The 19,660-nt window shown below is 52.2% G+C and carries 15 protein-coding genes; 13 read left to right on the top strand and 2 right to left on the bottom strand.

Features of this window, described 5'->3' with window-relative positions; translation table 11 throughout:
• The first annotated feature begins 42 nt into the window (after window positions 1-42).
• From PLF13_08805 to hslU, 13 genes are all read left to right on the top strand, one after another.
• On the top strand, window positions 43-720 hold the full coding sequence (locus PLF13_08805; GenBank protein HOP07375.1) for a metal-dependent hydrolase: 678 nt from the start codon (window positions 43-45) through the stop codon (window positions 718-720).
• Window positions 721-1,171: 451 nt separating this feature from the next.
• Window positions 1,172-3,994: an AsmA family protein gene (locus PLF13_08800; protein HOP07374.1), complete on the top strand. Its 2,823-nt coding sequence runs from the start codon at window positions 1,172-1,174 to the stop codon at window positions 3,992-3,994.
• An 8-nt stretch (window positions 3,995-4,002) separates the two neighbouring features.
• Window positions 4,003-5,460 (top strand): hypothetical protein, encoded by a 1,458-nt coding sequence (locus PLF13_08795; GenBank protein HOP07373.1) that lies wholly within the window; start codon window positions 4,003-4,005, stop codon window positions 5,458-5,460.
• Window positions 5,461-5,487: 27 nt separating this feature from the next.
• Window positions 5,488-7,455, top strand: a complete 1,968-nt coding sequence (locus tag PLF13_08790) for a S8 family serine peptidase (GenBank protein HOP07372.1) — start codon at window positions 5,488-5,490, stop codon at window positions 7,453-7,455.
• A 15-nt stretch (window positions 7,456-7,470) separates the two neighbouring features.
• Window positions 7,471-9,384 carry a PAS domain-containing sensor histidine kinase gene (locus PLF13_08785; GenBank protein ID HOP07371.1) on the top strand — a complete coding sequence of 638 codons (1,914 nt, stop codon included), beginning with the start codon at window positions 7,471-7,473 and terminating at the stop codon, window positions 9,382-9,384.
• A 15-nt stretch (window positions 9,385-9,399) separates the two neighbouring features.
• Window positions 9,400-10,095, top strand: a complete 696-nt coding sequence (locus tag PLF13_08780) for a response regulator (protein HOP07370.1) — start codon at window positions 9,400-9,402, stop codon at window positions 10,093-10,095.
• 88 nt (window positions 10,096-10,183) lie between these two features.
• Complete coding sequence (locus PLF13_08775; GenBank protein ID HOP07369.1) at window positions 10,184-11,059, top strand: YicC family protein; 876 nt, start codon at window positions 10,184-10,186, stop codon at window positions 11,057-11,059.
• Window positions 11,052-11,702, top strand: a complete 651-nt coding sequence (gene gmk, locus PLF13_08770) for a guanylate kinase (protein ID HOP07368.1) — start codon at window positions 11,052-11,054, stop codon at window positions 11,700-11,702. Before PLF13_08775 ends, gmk begins: the two co-directional genes overlap by 8 nt.
• Before the next feature lie 28 nt (window positions 11,703-11,730).
• Window positions 11,731-11,958 (top strand): hypothetical protein, encoded by a 228-nt coding sequence (locus PLF13_08765; protein ID HOP07367.1) that lies wholly within the window; start codon window positions 11,731-11,733, stop codon window positions 11,956-11,958.
• Between the two features lie 40 nt (window positions 11,959-11,998).
• Window positions 11,999-14,314: a type I DNA topoisomerase gene (topA, locus tag PLF13_08760; GenBank protein HOP07366.1), complete on the top strand. Its 2,316-nt coding sequence runs from the start codon at window positions 11,999-12,001 to the stop codon at window positions 14,312-14,314.
• 56 nt (window positions 14,315-14,370) lie between these two features.
• A complete protein-coding gene (locus PLF13_08755) occupies window positions 14,371-15,285 on the top strand; it encodes a tyrosine-type recombinase/integrase (GenBank protein ID HOP07365.1) in 915 nt (304 codons plus the stop codon).
• Between the two features lie 12 nt (window positions 15,286-15,297).
• Entirely contained in the window at window positions 15,298-15,834 is a 537-nt protein-coding gene (hslV, locus tag PLF13_08750; protein ID HOP07364.1) for an ATP-dependent protease subunit HslV, read from the top strand.
• Window positions 15,831-17,177, top strand: a complete 1,347-nt coding sequence (hslU, locus tag PLF13_08745) for an ATP-dependent protease ATPase subunit HslU (protein HOP07363.1) — start codon at window positions 15,831-15,833, stop codon at window positions 17,175-17,177. The genes hslV and hslU overlap by 4 nt, the downstream gene beginning before the upstream one ends.
• Before the next feature lie 11 nt (window positions 17,178-17,188).
• Here the strand turns inward: hslU and PLF13_08740 are convergent, their stop codons facing one another.
• Both PLF13_08740 and PLF13_08735 read right to left on the bottom strand, forming a co-directional pair.
• Complete coding sequence (locus PLF13_08740) at window positions 17,189-17,953, bottom strand: LiaF-related protein (GenBank protein HOP07362.1); 765 nt, start codon at window positions 17,951-17,953, stop codon at window positions 17,189-17,191.
• Between the two features lie 235 nt (window positions 17,954-18,188).
• Window positions 18,189-19,475, bottom strand: a complete 1,287-nt coding sequence (locus PLF13_08735) for an alginate export family protein (GenBank protein HOP07361.1) — start codon at window positions 19,473-19,475, stop codon at window positions 18,189-18,191.
• Window positions 19,476-19,660: the final 185 nt, after the last annotated feature.

Raw genomic sequence — 19,660 nt, 5'->3', positions numbered from 1 at the left:
GTAAATCAAGTCGAATTCAACATATTCCAGGAGGAAACCAATATGCCGCATGTAAGATTCCTCGGCCATTCCTGTGTGACCATTCAGGAAGGCGAACACAAACTCATTATCGATCCCTTTCTTACCGGTAATCCGCTCGCGGCCGCTACCCCGGATGAAATTGACGCCAATTACGTTTTGATTACTCACGGCCACAGCGATCATGTCGGCGACGGTATCACCATTGCCAAAAAAAACAAGGCTACCGTTATTGCCGGTTTTGAACTGGCGAACCTCTGCGCCGGTGAAGGGTGTGAGGTTCATCCGATGCATATCGGTGGAAAATTCAAATTCCCGTTCGGTGCGGTCAAGCTGACTATCGCCCATCACGGCGGCGGTTATGGCCCCGATGCCTCCCGCTACACCGGTCCGCCGGTTGGATTCCTCGTGTATATCGGCGGCAAGACGATCTACCATCCGGGCGACACCGGTCTGTTCTACGACATGAAGCTGATCGGCGACATGAACGATATCGATCTGGCCTTTCTGCCGATCGGAGATAACTTCACCATGGGAATCGACGATGCCGCTAAGGCGGCCGAATTCGTGCAGGCCAAAAGAGTCGTGCCGTTCCATTACAATACCTGGCCGCCGATTGCCGCCAGGCCGGAAGAGTTTGCTTCCAAGGTCAAAGGCTCCGAGGTGGTAATTCTCAAGCCGGGTGAAGGGATCGATATCTAGGCCGGGTTTCTATCGCGACGGCGCGGGCGCATGGGGCAGACGAGGACGTCTGCCGCCCACGAAAAATCATGTCCCGCCAAGTGTGCCGCCGGGCGTCTCCGCTCGGCGGCTTTGTTGTTTCAGCCTGGGATACAAGTCTCCCGGCTACGGGGAGTGTTGAAAAAGTCATACACGCGGATATTCAGTAAAACACAACTGTAATGCGGGCGATACAAAGCTGCCCGCTACGCGAGGTTAGGGCTCTTTAACGCGTAGCGGCGGGGCTTGTCTCTGCCGCGATTGAGGTTTGTCAACAATCCGTACGCGATTGGGGGCAACCGGTGGCAGGTCTCGGGGAACTTGTCCCGCCGGTAGCAACCCCGTTTTTAATTGATCGCCCGTTCGTACTCAGTTAGTGTACAATGAGTAAATGTGAGTCTTTGACCGAACCCCAAACGTTCGAGGCGAGAATATGAAACTGCTGAAAATACTAGCCTGGCTGGCTGGAATTGTTATGGCCCTGTTTCTTTTGGCTTTTCTGGCACTCAAGATATTTCTCCCGGCCGACAAGATCAAAGCCATGGCTATCGAGGAGGGCGAGGCCAAACTCGGACGGCAGATCAAGATCGATGGAATCGATGTCTCCCTCTGGGGCGGATTGGGAATCAAGCTCGAGGGTGTATTCGTGAGTAATCCGCCGGACATGGAAGATGGGAATTTTCTGGCGGCCGACAATATCGACGTCAAACTGCAACTGTTGCCGCTTATTACCGGTGACCTGGCGGTTGACCGGTTGATTGTCAATGGACCGCGCATTTCCATGACCAAGCAGGCTGACGGAACGAACAACTACACCTTCGCGACAGTCGATGAAAACGCCCCAACCGAGGCGGTTAAGGATGTGCCCGCCGAGGCCAAAACGGCAATGGCGGCGGTGACATTCGATAAGTTGCAGATAGAGGATGGTGCGGTAGAATACCGCGATGACTCCTCCGGGGTAGCGGCTCGACTGCTGGGGCTGGGATTGGAAACCTCGTTAACTACGCCTCGGGAAGGTATCTATCAGTCATCGGGAAAACTCCGGATTGACTCGCTTTACTTCACTTCAGGGGAAACTTACGGCGGATTTCAGGTCGGTCTGGATTACAAGGCCGAGTATGATTTCCGGCATCAGAGTATTGCCGTTGACGAAACGGAACTCACGATCAACGGTCTCGCGTTCGATTTAACCGGTCGAGTCGACTTGGGGGGAGAGGCCCTCTCTGCGAACGGCAATATCAAATCACGAGCGATCGACGTGGCTGACCTGTTCAATCTGATGCCCGCCGGTCAAACCGAACTGCTTGAGGGGATTGACCTGACGGGTCAGTTCACCCTTGACGCCGATGTGAAATACGACGGCGCGGTCGAAGACGGTCTCTCATACAGCGGAACAGCAACGATCGGACGGACAACCATGAAGATGGCCGATATTCCGGGAGTGCTGAAACTCGAGAAAGCACTGGTGGATTTCGAACCGGATAATCTTCGTATGAACATTGAGGACGGTACTTTCGATGGTGAGCCGCTCAAGGGATATGTGATCGTCGATCATTTCGATAATCCGGCAATCAACGGTGAGCTGGCCGGTCGGCTCAATCTGGCGTTCGTGCAACCGTTTCTTCCAGCCGATCAAAACACCGATCTGTCCGGCAATATGAGTTTCTCAGCCAAGTTTGCCGGGTTGGTGGAAAAACCGGAACAGCTTGAGTTCTCCGGTAATATCAAAATCGACAGCGGTAAATACAACAGCACCGTAATCCCTGAGCCGATTCAGAATTTCAGGCTGGATGCCTATTTTGACAACAGCCTGACTCGGGTAAATGATTTTGTAGCTAATATGCCCTCGGGGAAAGTCTCATTTTCAGGGCGAATCAACAATCTGATTCCCTACCTGATGGCCGATTCGGCTGCCGCCGCCAACGTGGTTCCCTCGGTGGACGGAAAAATCGCCGGTAAGCTGGCGTTGGGACTCGTTGCTCCATTCCTTCCGCAAGCAGGCAAGCCGGAAGTGGGCGGCACGGCGGAGTTCGATATCAAATTAGCGGGAGATGCTTCAAAACAATCCAATTTCAAACCCCAGGGCAGTCTGGCGGTCCGAGATGCGTTCTATCGCGACTCGCTCCTGCCCGAGCCGGTCGAACATTTTTCAACCGAGATGCGAATCACCCCGGATACGATAGATATCCAGTCGTTCGAGGTGCAGTTCGTTTCCAGCGATATCTCCCTTAAGGGGAAATTGTCCGATCCTTTCCCGTACCTTTTGCCGCTGGATGTAGTAGATCGATCCAAGGTCAAAAAGCCGCTGTTCGTATTCGTGCTCGAATCCGGTCGTTTCGATTTCGACCGTATGTTCCCCGAGGCGGTGCCCGGCTCCGGCACCAACCGCAGCACGCTGCCGGTCGATTCCACCCCGCCGCTGATTCTGCCCGATCTCGACGGTCGCGGGCGGTTCGCCATTGATTCGCTCGTTTACAGCGAGATGGATTTTACCAATGTGACCGGGCGTGTGCGGATCAAGGATCTGGTGATCGAATGCTGGGATATCGAGGCGGATGTTTACACCGGCAAGGTCAGCGGTACGACGACTATTGACCTCAACGATTTCGAACAACCTAAATACGACGGCTCGTTCGAAGCTAAGGACATTGAGGCGAACGATTTCGTGTCTCGATTTTCCAATTTCGGCGGCATGGTGTACGGCAAAGTTAATCTGACCGGTACCTATGACGCTGCCGGTTGGGAGCCGGAAGATTTTCTGAATGCCCTCACGGTGGACGGTAATGCCGACATGAATCAGGGGAAACTGGTTACGCCGGACGCCATGCTCGGGGCTTTGAGCGGCCTGGCTGAGAAAGCGGGCAAATCCATCGAAAAGGAACAGACGCTGAAGAATCTAGCTTCCAAGATCAAGGTGCAGGACGGCAAGGTGATGGTTGACGCGCTCAAAACCTCTCTTGGCAATATCGGCGATCTGACGCTCGATGGTTTCTATGGTTTCAACGGTGATATCTCGTACAACGGTTCGTTGTTCTTGTCCGAGTCGATGACCTCCGAACTGATGAACCAAAGCGGAGTAACTTCAGCGCTAGGCGGGCTGCTCGGTGGCAAGAGCGCCACGAAACGCATCAAGCTGCCGCTGACGGTGTCGGGTACGGTTGATAAGCCGAAGGTAGGAATTGACCTCTCCGAAGCGCTCAAAGATGGAGCCAAGGGGCAGCTTGAAGATGCTCTGAAGGGATTGCTGAATAAGTAGAAGACATCATGTTCGAATCGTTTCAAAAAGCTGCCTCGGTCATTCTGGCTGTTGGTCTGCTGGGATTAGGCAGTATCCCGGTATCGGTTTCGGCTCAACATCGCGGTCATGATTTTCCGCAACCGGGTAGTTTTCATGTGCCGCCGGTTGCGTATCGCCTGCAAATGCAGGCTTTTCCGGACTCCGGTTTTGTCAGCGGTCGGATTGAGATTACCTTTCGAAATGATTCGAACGATACGCTGACGGATGTCTGTTTAGGTGAGGAACTTCCCCTCCATATAAGAACACGGCGCGATTCTCAGCGTCCTGAACCGGACTCGGTCGATGCCGGTTGGCTGGCAGAACTGGATGGGAGTCGGAGCGGGTATTGCCTGATCGACTCACTGTTGTTTCAGGGTGTCCCGTTGACCGTCGATCAGATTGAATTGAACGATAATGTTATCCGTATTCACCTGCCGGTTTTGATCAGGCCGAATGAAACGGCTTTTTTTATGGGGACAATACGGTCGCGATCCGGGAATAAGTCGGACGAGAACGGGCCGGTATCCTTTAACGATTGGTTCCCGAAAATAGTTGAGTTTGGTGAAGACTCAGTCTGGATCAACGGCAAACAGGGACTAGAGCCGAAAGGTCCGCTTCTGGGACGCTTTACGGTGTCGATCGCGGTCGACAGTTCCTGGGATATGGTTGCGCCGGGGGAATTGGTCAACGAGAAAGAGATATTTGGTTTGTTTCCATCGATGACCGAAGATAGTGTTTATGTTGATCTCTTCAATGCCCATCAACTGACATATCTGGGACGCCGTTACACCCCGGAATTTGAAGGCGGTTGGAAACGCTTCTTCGTGCGACTGGAAAACGAATACTACCTCCCGCTGGTGTTTGCTCCTCGGTTCATAAGAGATCGCACCGTTGTCGATGGCGTCGTTCTGGATGTGTGTTATAGCCCCGATCAAGCCGAGGTCTGGGGCGGGCATGGTATCTCCGTAGCGAAAAAAATCCTGGAGCGTTATGATCGTAACTTCGGTCCGCCACCGCATGCCGCTCTCAGGTTTGTGGCCGGCGACTATATGGATTATACCGGTCCGTTCGGTTCGTTGTTTACACTCGACCCGGATACGACATTTCTGGTCGAAGGTGTTATTCGCTCCATCGCCGAAAGCTACCTCATGCCTGCATTCGGTCCATACTATGACATTCTCACGCGGGAACCCTGGGACCTGCTGCAGTTCATGCAGATAGCAGTGGCGCCGGAGATGCCCTATCAAAGAGAGCCATACGAAACGATAAATTTCCTCGGGCGTCACGAAAAAGCCATCGGCCATGAAATGCTCGTTTCGGTTGTGCGTGATTTCCTGACGAAGCATCGCTATGGTTCGATCAGCTACAACGATGTAATAGAGGCGGTCCAGGCTGCCATACCAACTGAGTTAAACACGGACACGACCGGTTCGTCCGATAATTGAATATAGCCCGAACGAAAGCGTGGGACCTTGTCACGAGTAGCCGCGATATTCTTAATCGTTTTTCTGTCGATAACGACCATTTTACAGGCCAACGACAAGCTGACTTCTTCGGCGCGTCGTCTTGCAACGGCTGACTATCCGCACATTTATTGGGTGTTTATCAATTCCGAGGGCTGGTCGCAGACGCCGGTGACATTCACTCAGGCGGCCCTGTTGAGGCGAGCGAAAGCCGGAGTAGTGTTCGACAGCCTGGATTTCCCGGTAGCCTCGGAAATTCTGGACTCGTTAACTGACGCCGGTTTGACCGTTCGACGAGCCTCACGCTGGCTCAAGGCGGTCTCTATCGAGGCGGATGCTGCCGCTTTGAGTAAGGTGGCTACTTATACGTTCGTAGACAGTATCGATGTCCATCACACTTATAATGCGTCGCTGCCGTCGCTGCCGACAGAACGTCCGGTATTATCTCCGGCGCAAAACCTGGCTGATTCTGTCTATGGCTACTCCGCTTTGCAAAACGAATTTATCAATGTTCCGATCGTACATAGCCTTGGGATAAAAGGTGACGGGGTGCGCCTGGCCGTGCTTGACACCGGTTATGATATCGAACATCCCGGTCTGGATTCGGCGTCGATTATTGCCACTTACGATTTTATCAACAGCAGGGTCGATGTTACCGGCAATGAATGTGAAAACAATACGGAATCGAATTTTCAGAACTCCCACGGCACCTGGGCGCTGGGAGTTATTGCCGCTAATGTCCCGGATGAGATTATCGGGATTGCTCCGGCGGCTGATTTCATTCTCGCCAAGACCGAGATAACCTGCGACGCTACGGAAATCCGAGTGGAGGAGGACAATTGGATTGCCGCCGCGGAATGGGCCGATTCTCTCGGTGCGGATATCATTACCTCGTCGCTCGGTTACCACAACTGGCAGGACGATGTAGACTACTCATATATCGATCTCGACGGCAACACGGCTTATATCACGATTGCGGCCGATATGGCCGCTTCTCGCAATATCCTGGTGGTCACCTCGGCCGGCAACGAACGCGGCAGTCTCTGGGGGAGAATCAGTTTCCCCGGTGACGGTGATTCGGTGCTGGCGGTGGGGGCTACTTACAGCGATTCTTCCGTTACTTCGTTCTCTTCACCGGGACCGACTGCCGATGGCCGTATCAAGCCGGATGTCGCAACGCTGGGAGTCAATGTCATTACTCTCAGGGCGGAGCCGGCCCGAGGCTATCGTTATGTCGGCGGCACCTCGTTCGCGGCTCCGGCTGTGGCAGGTGTGGCGGCGTTAATCATGCAGCGCAATCCCGATATGACCGCGCATGAGGTTTTTGAAGAACTTAAGACTACCGCCAGCCTTGCCGGGAATCCCAATAACGATCTCGGCTGGGGTGTTATTGATGCTTACAAGGCAGCGAGTTATGCCCATTTCGAGGATCTCCCCGATTTTCGGGTACGAGTGGGGGAAACGGCTGAAGTTACCGTGACCGCGGCCGGTGGGATTGAGTCAGCTCCGGTGATCGACGGCTGGGATTTTCCCGAAGGTGTCACTTTGCTGGATAAGGGCGACGGTACCGCTACGGTAACTATGATCGGGCTGGAATCCGCGCCTTATCGGCAGACGTTTTTCCTGCGTGCCGCCGCCGATGGTGTCGCCGATACTGCGGAATTAGTGCTGGAGACTTCAGGGAGGTCGGATCACGCCATTTATGCCGGTCCTAACCCGTTTCGAGATACTGTTTATATTTATGCCGACAATACCGCCGGGACGATTAAAAGCGTTTCGATTTACAACGTCGCCGGTGAAAAAATATGGGAAAAAGTCAATGCCTCGTCCGTATCTGCCGATGCTATATCAAGATGGGACAGAGTTGCGTGGCCCGGTCGATCACAATCCGGTGAGCCCGTAGCTGCGGGTATCTACATGGTGCATGTGACCGCCGAGAACGCCACCGCTCTGTTGAAGCTGTTGAAACTTGATTAGCAAGCGTGCTTAAACATGGCGGACAAAACGGTTGAGACCGGCATCGGCTTCACCAGGTGTGCTGTATGCAAGATCGATCTCAAGGGGCGGTTTGTCTATATAGATGACAAAATCGAGAACCTGCTCGAATGCACCAAGGAAAACCTCTTTGGGCGCTCGATTACAGAGTTTCTGGATGCTGACTCCCAGGATCGTATCAATCAACTTCTTACTCAACGCAACCATTACGAATCGTTTTTCGATGCGACCGATATCACTCTGATAGCCGTTGGATCGAAACCGATTCGGGCGCGTGCCGTGGTCTCGTTGAACTATATCGCCGGTAATCCGGTAAATTTCCAGCTCGTATGTGACACGGCTGCGTTGAACTCGGAGAGTTCAGTGGTCTGCACGACAGATACGGCTTTGAAGGATTTTGTTAACGACCTCATAAATCTTGACGGGCGTTGCGATCTGAAACCGCTGACGGCGGCATTCCGCCGTTTGGCCGGTGCTAGACAGGCCTCGGTTTATTTGTTCGACGGCGAGAATCTGGAGCCCCGTGCCGGAGCCACCGATCAAATCAATGCACCGTTCAGTTTCGATTCGATTCCGCCCGCCGGACCGTTGCATCGGCAGGTGGCGGTATCATCGGAACGATATGATTTCACCGATCAGGATGACGTTCGCAGAGCAATTGAATTATCGGGAGTTGCCCCGAACGAGTTTGTCGCTCCGCTGATCTGCGACGGTCACAGTGCTTATTTACTGCGTCTGCTTTTTGAAGAAGAGACCGAATCGGAGGTCGCTTGTCAGGCAATCGGTCGAATCAATCTCGGACTGGAGCTCGTGGCGCGTTTGTTCGCGTCTGATGATGACCGGGACGGTGATCCGGCGGTGGATATCAAGTTCACGATCGGTTTTCTGGAGAGCCTTGGAATCGGCGCCGTGCTGACCCAACGCGACGGTGCTGTAGTGGGTTACAACTCGAGTGCTGCTCGTCTTGCCGGATCGGATGAACTGGGAGATGATTATCACCAGTTCCTGGATTGTCTTTTGAGCGGCAATAAAGAGCAAGTGGCGGCCCTGGTGAAAGATCATTTCGAGCCTTCGTCGAATGACACCGTACAAAACGATCTCAGAATCACCGTTAAGGCAGCGACCGGACAAATGATGGATTTGGTCCTTATCCGCCTGGTTTTCGATCCAGGTGACTATTCCGCTTGTTTTGTCATGATCCCGTACTATTCGGAAGAAACCTTCTCAGGACCGGGATCGAACAGGAATCACGACGTCTGGATAAAAGCACTTACGACGATGGTCTCACGGGTTTCGTTGATTGAGAAATCGGCTGGTGAACTGGGGCATGTGTTGTTTGACCAACTGGGGGATGAAGGAAACCGTTCGATTGAAATGCTGTTGGAATCATCACGGCAATTGCTCGGTATGTCCAGTGATTTGAGCCGACTGGCCGAATATGAGCGGTCTCAGGAAGAACCGGCGGAAACCGACCTTAAGTTGCTTTTCAAATCATGTCTCGACGCGATACAGCCTCGTTTCCCGAATATCGCCGTAACGGCACGCTGTTCCGATTTACCTAAAATCAGAACCTGTCGCAATAAACTCAGGACGATATTCGGAGCTGTTATCGACAACAGCCTGCGGTATTGTGTCGATGAGCGACTTAATTTGAGACTGACTTGCCGAGCGGCGGAAGAGAATTGGTTTATTGAAATTACCGATAACGGTCCGGGGATTCCCCGGCAGTATCTGAGTGATATTTTCGAACCGTATTTCCATATTCCGGGACGTCGGCCACAAAGTCCTCCCGGGAACGGTCGCGGCCTGGCCCTGATCAGAGCTCTGGTCGAATCTATGCAGGGTGATATCGAAGCTGAATCGGACGGCAGAAGCGGTACGACAATTCGTATCCGTCTGCCTCGTCTTTAGTTCGATCTCTATAGTATGTTGTGTCCCAAGAACGTCCTGCTGGTGGACGAAAACCAGTTATTGGCGCCGTTGGTAGAGCGGGAGCTGGCTCGACGCCTGGGCCGGGTTCGTTTGATCTCGACGGCATTGGCTAAGGATGCTCTGTCGCTCCTGCGGCGTGAGCAGTTCTCGGTCGTTATTCTCAACCTGATATTGCCCGATTTGAGTGGTCTTGAGTTCCTTGAGATAATCCGTGTGGAGTCAATTCCCGCACCGGTTATAGCGGTTGCCGAAGCAGGTAACGAGCGACTGGCGGTCGAAGCCCTTAAAGCGGGTGCTGTTGATTATCTCCCCATCGATTCCGGATTTCCCGAGTCGGTTTCGCAAGTGGTGGAGGAGATTCTTTGGGAAGATGGGCTCCATCCGTCTCAAATAAACGATGGGTCCATAGTGACGGCTCCTGAAAGCCATGAGGCGATTAAAGCCGCTGCGGCAACTTTGTCCCATGAGATCAATAATCCTCTGATGACCATTTTGGGAACGGCTGAGTTGATAATGTCCGATGCCGATAATCTGGATAAAAGCACTATCGACAAAGCACGGGTGATTCTTTCTTCAGCGCGAAGAATCGACAAAAAACTGCGTATGCTGTCCGATTTGACCCAGTCGACTGTTCGCGAAACCGCTTCGGGGCGGTTGATTGAGGCCGCTCTCAAAGAGCCGGTAGAGTAATCAGCTCGTTTCGCTTCCACTAGTTTACGGTTGACATTTGGGCCGAACAGTCTATTTTGATCCCCTGTCTAAATAAGGGTGTAGAAGTATGCTTTCCATGACCGGTTTCGGTAAAGCCGAGTATTCCAGCAAGGTTGGGGTTTTTACGGTCGAGATGTCGAGTGTCAATAACCGCTTCCTTGAAATTTCCATCAGGTTGCCACGCCAGTTTTCCTCGATGGAGTTGAGTCTTCGTGATCTGATCAAGACCAAGTTAAATCGCGGTAAGATTCATGTGTTCGTAAATTTCGATGAACCCGATGGGTCCCCATCGCGCTACCCAATTAATATCGAAGCCGCTGAGACCTATTACCATCAGCTTCAGAAACTTCGCAAAAAATTGAAATTAACCGGAGAGGTGTCGGTCAAAGACCTCCTGGTATTGCCGGAAATCGCTACGGCATCGGCAATTAGTGAACCCGATGAAGTTATCTGGAAAGCGCTTTCGAAAGTCGCCGATAAAGCTCTGAACGGTCTTGTGCGGATGCGTACCAACGAAGGCAAAGCTATGGCGGCCGACCTGACAGCTCGTATCCATAATATCGAGCGACTCAACGCCGAAGTGCAAAAATCCTCGAGAGCCGCGGTGGAGGCTTATCGGGAAAAACTTACGAAGAAGGTCGAGGATCTTCTTGGCTCGGCGGTGGCAGATCAGGTTCGCCTGGAAACGGAAGTTGCCCTTATGGCTGAGCGGACTGATATTTCCGAGGAATGCACGCGTCTGGAAAGCCATGCGGCGCAGTTCAAAAGGAACCTTAAAAAGACCGGTCCGATTGGCAAAAAGCTGAATTTCATTCTTCAGGAAATGAACCGGGAAGCTAATACAATCGCCGCGAAATGCTCCGAGATCGAAATCAGCCGTCTGGCGATATCGATCAAGGAGGATATCGAGAAGTTACGGGAGCAGGTCCAGAACGTTGAATAAAACAGCCGGGACCAAACCACGCCCCCGGGTCAAACCGGGCCGGGTCGTCATTATCTCATCGCCGTCGGGTGGAGGCAAGTCCTCGATCTGTCGACGCTTGTTGTCTCGTAAACGTCGAAACGATGGCTGGCAGTTCTCGGTGTCCTATACGACACGTTCGCGCCGACCGGGAGAACGCAACGGCCGCGAGTATTTTTTCGTTTCTGAGGATGAATTCCAGCAACTGGTCAAAAAGAATTTCTTCGCGGAGCATTTCCCGGTCCATCTGTATCATTACGGTACTCCCCGCAAACCTCTCGACAACGTCCGGCACAACGGGGGGGTGATGCTTCTGGATGTGGATGTTCAGGGGGCCTTTCGGTTAAAGAAGGAATATCCTGACGCTATAACCATATTCGTTCTTCCACCTTCGATTACTGAATTGCGCCGTCGCCTGAAACGACGCGGCACCGAGACTCGGGAACAGCTTCAGGTCCGATTCGAAAACGCCAAACGAGAGATGAGACTTTACGGACGGTTTGAATATGCCGTCGTTAATCAGGATCTTGATTTGGCAACTCGTCAGGTTTTGTGTATAATAGAGGCCCACTTCTGCCGAACCGAACGGTTGAAGGGGGAACAAATAAAGAAGATTGCCGGTTAGTCGTTCGTTATTCGAACTGGAGGTAAACATGCCGATTAAATCAATTGAAGGCCTGGATAAGCAGGGCTTGAACAATTACGAGGCGGTAATTATTGCTGCGCAGCACGCCCGTTATTTAAACACGAAACGCCTGCAAGCCCTTGAACGCCTTGAAGAAGACCCGTCGATTGATATCGATGCCCGCAAAATTACGGCCGTTGCCCTCAAAGATGTTCTCTCCGGAAAAGTAAAGTTTTCCCGTTCCGATTCGATGTAGTTAGCTAAGACCTGTTTCACACAGCAGCATAGGAATTCGCATGTCAAAAAACCTGGTAATCGTAGAGTCACCGACCAAAACGAAAACACTTGCCCGTTTTCTGGGTAAGGATTACCAGATCCTCGCTACGATCGGTCACATTATTGATCTTCCCAAATCGAAACTGGGCATTGACGTTGAACACGGTTTTCAGCCCGATTATAATGTTATCAAGGGAAAAGAAAAGGTTATCAGCGAGTTGAAAAAAGCCGCTAAGAAAGCGGATACAATTTATCTCGCTCCCGATCCCGACCGCGAAGGTGAGGCCATTGCCTGGCATGTGGCCAACAATTTGAAGCCGGGTAAGGACACCCAGGTACTGCGAGTTTCTTTTAATGAAATCACCGAATCGGCTGTAAAGTCAGCTATCGCCAATCCGCGCGAACTGGATCTTAATCTGGTCAACGCCCAGCAGGCCCGACGGGTGCTGGATCGGTTGGTCGGTTATACGGTTTCACCGTTCCTTTGGAAAACTATTACCCACAGTCTTTCGGCCGGTCGGGTGCAATCGGTCGCGCTCCGGCTGGTTTGTGAGCGGGATGAAGAAATCGCTCGCTTTCAACCGCAGGAATACTGGCAGATCGAGGCTGATCTGCAGACTCAGCACAAAGAGAAGTTTAAGGCCCGGCTGACAAAGATAGATGACCGAACCGTAGTTGCGCCGCAGGAAAAAGAAACCGCCGGCAAAATTACGATCGGCTCGGAAGAAGAATGTCAGGGCTATATCAAGGAGCTGGAGCAGGAGACTTATCGGGTTGCCGATCTCAAGCAAACCGAACGAGTTCGCCGTCCTTTGCCGCCGTTTATTACCTCCACGTTACAGCAGGAAGCGGCTCGTGCTATTGGCTTGACTCCCAAAGCGACTATGACTGTCGCCCAACAGCTCTATGAAGGTATCGAGTTGGGCAAGGAAGGCCCCACCGGTTTGATCACCTATATGCGAACCGACTCGCCGCGTATTGCCAAAGAAGCTCTCGGAGCGGCTCGGAAGTATATCGGCAAAGAATTCGGTGATGCCTATCTGCCGTCGAAACCGGTGCAGTATTCCCGTAAGGGGCGTGCCCAGGATGCCCACGAGGCGATCCGGCCGACTTATATGAGTCTGTCACCCGAGAAACTTCGCAAGAAACTTACCCCCCGGCAGTTCAAGCTCTATCAATTGATCTGGAACCGGTTCGTTGCTTCGCAAATGAATGCGGCTGTTTATGATGTCGCTACGGTGGATATCACGGCCGGACGTTTTCTGCTTCGCACGACTGCTCAGAAACTCAAGTTCGATGGATTCCTGCGCGTTTATCAGGAAACCAAAGAGGCTGATGATGCCAACGGCAACGGCAATGGCAACGGTTTGGACAATCTTCCCAAATTGGCTATTGATGAAACTCTGAAGTTGCTCGGTTTAACGCCTTCGCAGTCGTTCACCAAGCCTCCGGCACGGTTTTCGGAAGCGTCTCTGGTGAAGCAACTCGAAGCGGACGGCATCGGTCGCCCTTCCACTTATGCAACGATCATCTCCACCCTCAAGGATCGGAAATATGTCGATGTCCAGGAACGTAAGCTGCATCCAACCGATCTCGGTCGAGCCGTGAATAAAATCCTGGTCGACAATTTCCCGGACCTGTTCAACGTCAAATTCACGGCTGAGATGGAAAAGGAACTGGATCAGGTCGAGGAAGGAAGTCTCGACTGGGTCAAGCTGATGCAGCAGTTCTATGGGCCGTTCAATGATACCCTGCAGGAATTGAAGGGGAAAGAGGGGGAGATCAAAAAGTCGATGGTCGAAATGACCGAGGAAAAGTGCGAGAAATGCGGCTCTCCCATGGTTATTAAGTGGGGTCGTAACGGACGTTTCCTGGCCTGTTCGAGCTATCCGGAATGCCGCAACACGCGACCTTTACCGGAAGAAGAAGCTCGGGCTAAAACCAATGAAAAATGCGAAAAATGCGGCCGCCCCATGGTTATCAAAACCGGGCGTTTCGGCCGTTTCATGGCTTGTTCGGGCTATCCCGAGTGCAAAAACACCAAGGCAATCACAATTGGCGTCAAATGCCCGCGCGAAGGCTGTGGCGGCCAACTGGTCGAGAAGCAAACCCGTAGCCATAAGATCTTCTACGGCTGCTCCAATTATCCTAAGTGTGATTATGCTTCCTGGGATATGCCGGTAAATCAGGCCTGCCCTGCCTGCCATTATCCTTTCATGGTGTTGAAGACCTCTAAGAAGAAAGGGGATTTCCTCCGCTGCCCGGAATGTAAGACTGAAGTCCCGGTACAGCAGAACGATACCCCGGAGCCTGAAAAGGTCGGCGCCACTTCCTGATCCGACTCAGCAAATCACTGTTTGATTAAACCGGGCCGGTTAGATATCTTGACGTCATGTTGAAAGCGGCTCTGGAAAAATTCCTGTGCCATCTTAAAGATGAGCGTGGCTGTTCGGGTAAAACGATCGAGGCATATAAACGCGATTTGGAGCGCTGGGTGGAATTTCTAACCCACCAATACGAGCAATTACCCGGCTCTCGCAAGAACGACCCGATCTTCCTGCGTTTATTCCTGCGCGAGCGCATGGAAGCAAAGCTGTCCAACCGATCACTGGCCCGATTTATCTCGGCTCTATCCAGTTTTCAACGTTATCTGTCCGGATCAGAACGGATGGGGAAGTATATTTTCAAACTCCCGACCATGAAATACCGTGCCGGTTTGCCGAAGTTCGTATCACAGGATGATCTCGCTCGTCTGCTCGACGCCGACACGCCTGCCGACAAAGCTCGTTCTTACAGTTTTCGCCGTGATTTTACGATGGTGGCGTTGTTGTATGCGACCGGGGTGCGTCGTGAGGAACTGGCCGGAATGAAACTGGCCGACCTCGATCAACGCGGGGGGCTGATTACCGTAACCGGTAAAGGGAATAAAACCCGCCTCGTTCCGGTCGGGAGGCAGACTCTTATCGACCTCGGTGAGTATCTGAAACATCGCCGTGAATTCGCTGAAACGAAACAATCCCAGTCACCGTACTTGTTTCTTAATCGTAGCGGCGAGGGGCTTTCGGTGCGTTCGATCGATCGGATCGTTCGCAAGTTCGGGCTGGCCCGCGGGGTGAGTTTCACTCCCCATGCCTTGCGTCATTCATTCGCGACGCACATGCTGGAAAACGGCGCCGACCTGATGTTGATCAAGGAAATTCTGGGGCATTCGTCGCTGTCGACGACGCAAAAATATACGCATGTCACCGCCGAGACAATGAAGGCGGTGTATCGTAAAGCTCACCCTCGCAGCGGAAGCAATTCGTGAGGAGTTAATAAGATGAAGATACGCAGTACCACGATTATCGGTATGATTCATAACGGTCAGGCAGCCATGGCCGGTGACGGACAGGTCACTTTCGACGACACGATCATGAAGGAAAAGGCGGTCAAAATCCGTACGATTCAGGATGGGGCTGTTTTGGCCGGTTTCGCCGGGGCTGCGGCCGATGCGTTGGCATTGTTCGAATTACTAGAAAAGAAAATCGAAGAATACCCCGGCAAGCTGCAACGAGCCGCCGTGGAGTTAGCCAAAGAATGGCGCACCGACAAGATCCTCCAGCGCTTGGAGGCAATTATTGCCGTTACCGATAAGAAGCATATTTTCCTGCTGTCCGGCACCGGTGATGTGGTTGAGCCGGATGACGGTATCGTTGCGATTGGATCCGGTGGTCCCTATGCTCTGGCGGCAGCCCGAGCGTTACGTCTGGCCAATCCCAAAATGACCACCGAGAAGATCGTTCGGACAGCTATGGAAATCGCTGCGGATATCTGTATCTACACCAACAAGCACATCAAGGTTGAAGTCATAAAATGAAGAATAATTCTCCCACGCCGAAAGAGATTGTCGAGCATCTGGATAAACATATTGTCGGCCAGCATCAGGCGAAAAAGTCGGTTGCGATCGCTCTCCGTAACCGCTGGCGACGCCAGAATGTCGTCGGTGATTTACGTGCCGAGATCATGCCGAACAACATTATTATGATCGGCCCGACCGGAGTCGGTAAAACCGAAATCGCCCGGCGTTTGTCTGAGATGGCACGCGCGCCGTTCGTCAAAGTTGAGGCTTCGAAGTTCACTGAAGTAGGTTATGTCGGTCGTGATGTGGAATCGATGGTGCGCGACCTGGTTGATATTGCCGTCTCCATGCTCAAACGCGAAAAATCGGAATCGTTGACCGAAAAGGCGGCGCTTCACACCCGCGAGAGGCTTCTTGATTTGTTACTGGTGCCCTCGCGACCGCTTCGTTCCGCACCGCCTGAAGCAAATGAATCGGATTCGATCTCGAAGACCCGAGAAAAGTTCGGTGAGATGCTGGACTCCGGCAAACTCGACCATCGTGAGGTTGAGCTAGAAACTCCCCAGCGGCAATATCCGACGATGGAGATTTTTTCTCCGATGGGTATGGAAGAGCTGGGGGTGAACTTCCAGGAGATGTTCTCGGGTCTGATGCCTCAGAAGATGCGCAGCCGAAAAATGACAATTGCCGACGCTCGCCGCTATCTGATGAACGAGGAGTTGGACAAGTTAATCAACATGGACGATGTTGTAGCCGAAGCCCTGGAGCGTGTGCAGGAAGCGGGTATTATTTTCATAGATGAAATCGACAAGATCACCTCGGATGATTCCAAGTCGGGGCCCGATGTCAGTCGCGAGGGAGTGCAGCGCGATATTTTACCGATTGTCGAGGGATGCGGCGTGATGACGAAATACGGTATGGTTCATACCGATCATATTCTGTTCATTGCCGCCGGAGCGTTTCACGGCACCAAACCGTCCGATCTGATTCCTGAACTGCAGGGACGATTCCCGATCCGAGTCGAGCTGGATTCGTTGACCGCCGAGGATTTCGAACGTATTCTGACCGAGCCCAAAGCTGCCCTGGTCAAGCAATACAAGGCCCTTCTTGCCACTGAAGGAGTGGAGTTGTCTTTCGACAAGACGGCCATCAAAAAAATCGCCGATTACGCTGAACGGGTGAACAACGAGTCGGAGAATATCGGAGCCCGTCGTTTGCATACGGTGTTGACGACGCTACTGGAAGATATCCTGTTCGAAATCCCCGCGCGTCGCAAGAAAGTCAATATCACGGCTAAACAGGTTGAAAAAGCACTTAACAGCATTCTCGAAAACGAGGATCTTAGTCGTTACATTCTGTAGGGGAGGCAGCGTCAGACGCTGTAGATTTTAATATCGCCGATGAAGCTGTTGACGGCGATGTACAGCTTGGCGTCGGCCACTTCATACGCCGGGGTATGACATTCCAGATTATTGCCGAAGCCGGAGGAAAATCTGCCGGCCAGGTCTATATCTCCGATAGAATTGGAACAGTGAGCCTGGCAGGGAAGGTCCTTGGGGATAAAAAGCCGAACATCCCCGATAAAGCTGGAAATGATGAGACGATTCAAACCCGGTTCCAAACGACAACCGGCCAATTGCGCTTCGAGGTCACTCACTCCAAGGGATACCTCGACATTCTGCATGGGAACATCTTTGAAATCGATGTACATATCACCGAACGTTTTGGCATAGCGCAACTTGCCCGGTTGAGAATGGCTGGGTGATTCACTCGACTGAAAGTGTTGTTCATCGGTGTCCCGATGAAACGTCTGATCGGTTTCAGTGAAACTGCTGCTCGTGAAAGATTGTTCGCCCGGCGACGGGGGAGGCGGAGGCGGCGGCGGTGGTGGCGGTCCGGAGTGAACTTGTCCCGAAGTACCGACAAATTCATTGCTGATATTGAGACTATTGGGTTGTTCCGGCCGGTTGCGAGAGCGGCGAATTATCAGCCAGATACCGAGCACGATCAGCCCGATCGGTATAAGAGCTCGTAAGACATCACCGAAATCGAACCAGATCCAATCAAGGGTGTTGGCGATCAGAATCACCCCGATAAAGATCAGGATCGCTCCAAAGATGACACTCTTCTTGCTCAATTCACTACTCTCTATGACAGTCTAATTGGCTGTCTCTAAATAACTTCAGTCCAGTGTGTCCATCTGGTCGGCACACTTATACCCTAAGCTATACGTAAGTTTACACTCCGGAGTTGCGTAGGCAAGCCTAAAATAGCGAGTGATACAGATGTTAGTGAGCCGAGGATAATGAGAAATTTAATTGAGTACAACCACCGGAGTTGCCCGGTGGTTGTACTTGCCAGACTGGTATATTTTAGAAATCGGCTGTTGCTTGTCCGTAAAGCCAATAGCCTTGATCTGAGTTTCTGATGCCTGAAAAAGGATCAGAGGGAGAAAAAATAGAAGCTCCGAAAGCCAGCCCGACATTCTGAATTATGGCGGTCGTAACAGTCAGGTCTATCTCGGTGCCAACGTCGGTTGTTGCTTCGGATGTAAACGGATTTCGATAGTCGGCGGCGGTTTTGAAATAATGGCCGTCCAACTTGATCGTCCAATCATTCCGGGGAATAATTTCAAGTCGAAACATCATGTCCATCAATCCGGCGTCCTCGTAGTGAGTACCGCTGACGTCCACGAAATAATCCATAAAGCCACGCACTCCGTGGCCGGTGTAGTAGCTGTTGGTGTACGCTTTGTACTTATTGTCGCCATCGTTGTCGTCACCGGAGCTGTAGTCGATACCGGCAGCAACGCGACGCAGGAGGGAGCCCTCGAAAGAAATTCCGGCCTCGAAGGTAAACATCATCGCCGCAATGTCCAACTCTTCGGTATTGTTATCAGGCGCCGTTACTTCCCAGATACCGGGAGCCATCGAACCGAACTGGTAGGCGAAATTCATCGTGAAATCCAACTGTTCGAACTGACGCTGATAATAAAAACCAACGTTCATCCGGTCCAGCCGATTGATACCTTCGTAGTAGTTGCTGGTGTCGGCATCGTACTCGTAGAAGGCGAAGGCATCCAGATGCAGGTAATCGCAGACCAGGTTCAGGCCGAAAATGTCGAAATCGGCGTTGTAGTATTCATTGTCACGCTCGGCGGCTTTGAGGCCGAACAGGATAGCACGGTTCTTGTCGATTTTATAACAGAGCTGTCCCCCGTCCCAGACCCGACCGACGTTCGACCAACCGACCGCTCCGAACACCCGCTCGTTGCCCATGACGAACTCGAACCGGCCCGCTTTGAAAGAGAGCCGTTCGAAACCGATCCGGTCGATCTCGACATAGGCTTGATGCAGGTCGAGGTTGTGACCGTCGTTGAGTTCTCCTGATAGACGCCGGCCGTTTTCATCGAACTGACCCATGCGTCGAGAATCCTGGATTTGTAAGTAAGCACGGACATTGTCGTTGACTTTCGCGTCGAGATTGATCCTGGTCCTCATATCTACGAAATTCAACATGGCGTCGGAACTGGTGAACGATTTTCCGTCCGCCTCGTCCCTGATTCTTATTTGCCCCGAAAAATCAAATTCGGTTTCAGCCGCGACACCTGCAGCCAGAATCATCATCGCCATAACAATGATGATGAGGGAGTTTTTCACCGGATAACCTCCTTGTTGGTCGAAATTCGACAGTGTCGATTATGGGAATCCCTGTTGTATGTCAGTCTCATGATTCGGCATATCTACTTGAAAGTAATGCCGTTACGATCATAGGCCCGACACTGCCGCCGAGCAAGGATAAAACAGAACAGTCTCCGACATGTTCTCTCCGGAACATAGCCGTG

The organism is Candidatus Zixiibacteriota bacterium, from assembly GCA_035380245.1.
GTDB lineage: Bacteria > Zixibacteria > MSB-5A5 > GN15 > FEB-12 > DAOSXA01.
The sequence above is the reverse complement of the archived record's forward strand: the minus strand, read 5'-3'. Positions and strand labels throughout refer to the sequence as shown.

Excerpts from the sequence above, each read along its gene's own strand:
- PLF13_08805 (HOP07375.1), top strand. The coding sequence starts at position 43 with ATGCCGCATGTAAGATTCCTCGGCCATTCCTGTGTGACCATTCAGGAA.
- PLF13_08800 (HOP07374.1), top strand. The coding sequence starts at position 1,172 with ATGAAACTGCTGAAAATACTAGCCTGGCTGGCTGGAATTGTTATGGCC.
- PLF13_08795 (HOP07373.1), top strand. The coding sequence starts at position 4,003 with ATGTTCGAATCGTTTCAAAAAGCTGCCTCGGTCATTCTGGCTGTTGGT.
- PLF13_08785 (HOP07371.1), top strand. The coding sequence starts at position 7,471 with ATGGCGGACAAAACGGTTGAGACCGGCATCGGCTTCACCAGGTGTGCT.
- PLF13_08780 (HOP07370.1), top strand. The coding sequence starts at position 9,400 with ATGTTGTGTCCCAAGAACGTCCTGCTGGTGGACGAAAACCAGTTATTG.
- PLF13_08775 (HOP07369.1), top strand. The coding sequence starts at position 10,184 with ATGCTTTCCATGACCGGTTTCGGTAAAGCCGAGTATTCCAGCAAGGTT.
- PLF13_08765 (HOP07367.1), top strand. The coding sequence starts at position 11,731 with ATGCCGATTAAATCAATTGAAGGCCTGGATAAGCAGGGCTTGAACAAT.
- topA (HOP07366.1), top strand. The coding sequence starts at position 11,999 with ATGTCAAAAAACCTGGTAATCGTAGAGTCACCGACCAAAACGAAAACA.
- PLF13_08755 (HOP07365.1), top strand. The coding sequence starts at position 14,371 with ATGTTGAAAGCGGCTCTGGAAAAATTCCTGTGCCATCTTAAAGATGAG.
- hslV (HOP07364.1), top strand. The coding sequence starts at position 15,298 with ATGAAGATACGCAGTACCACGATTATCGGTATGATTCATAACGGTCAG.
- hslU (HOP07363.1), top strand. The coding sequence starts at position 15,831 with ATGAAGAATAATTCTCCCACGCCGAAAGAGATTGTCGAGCATCTGGAT.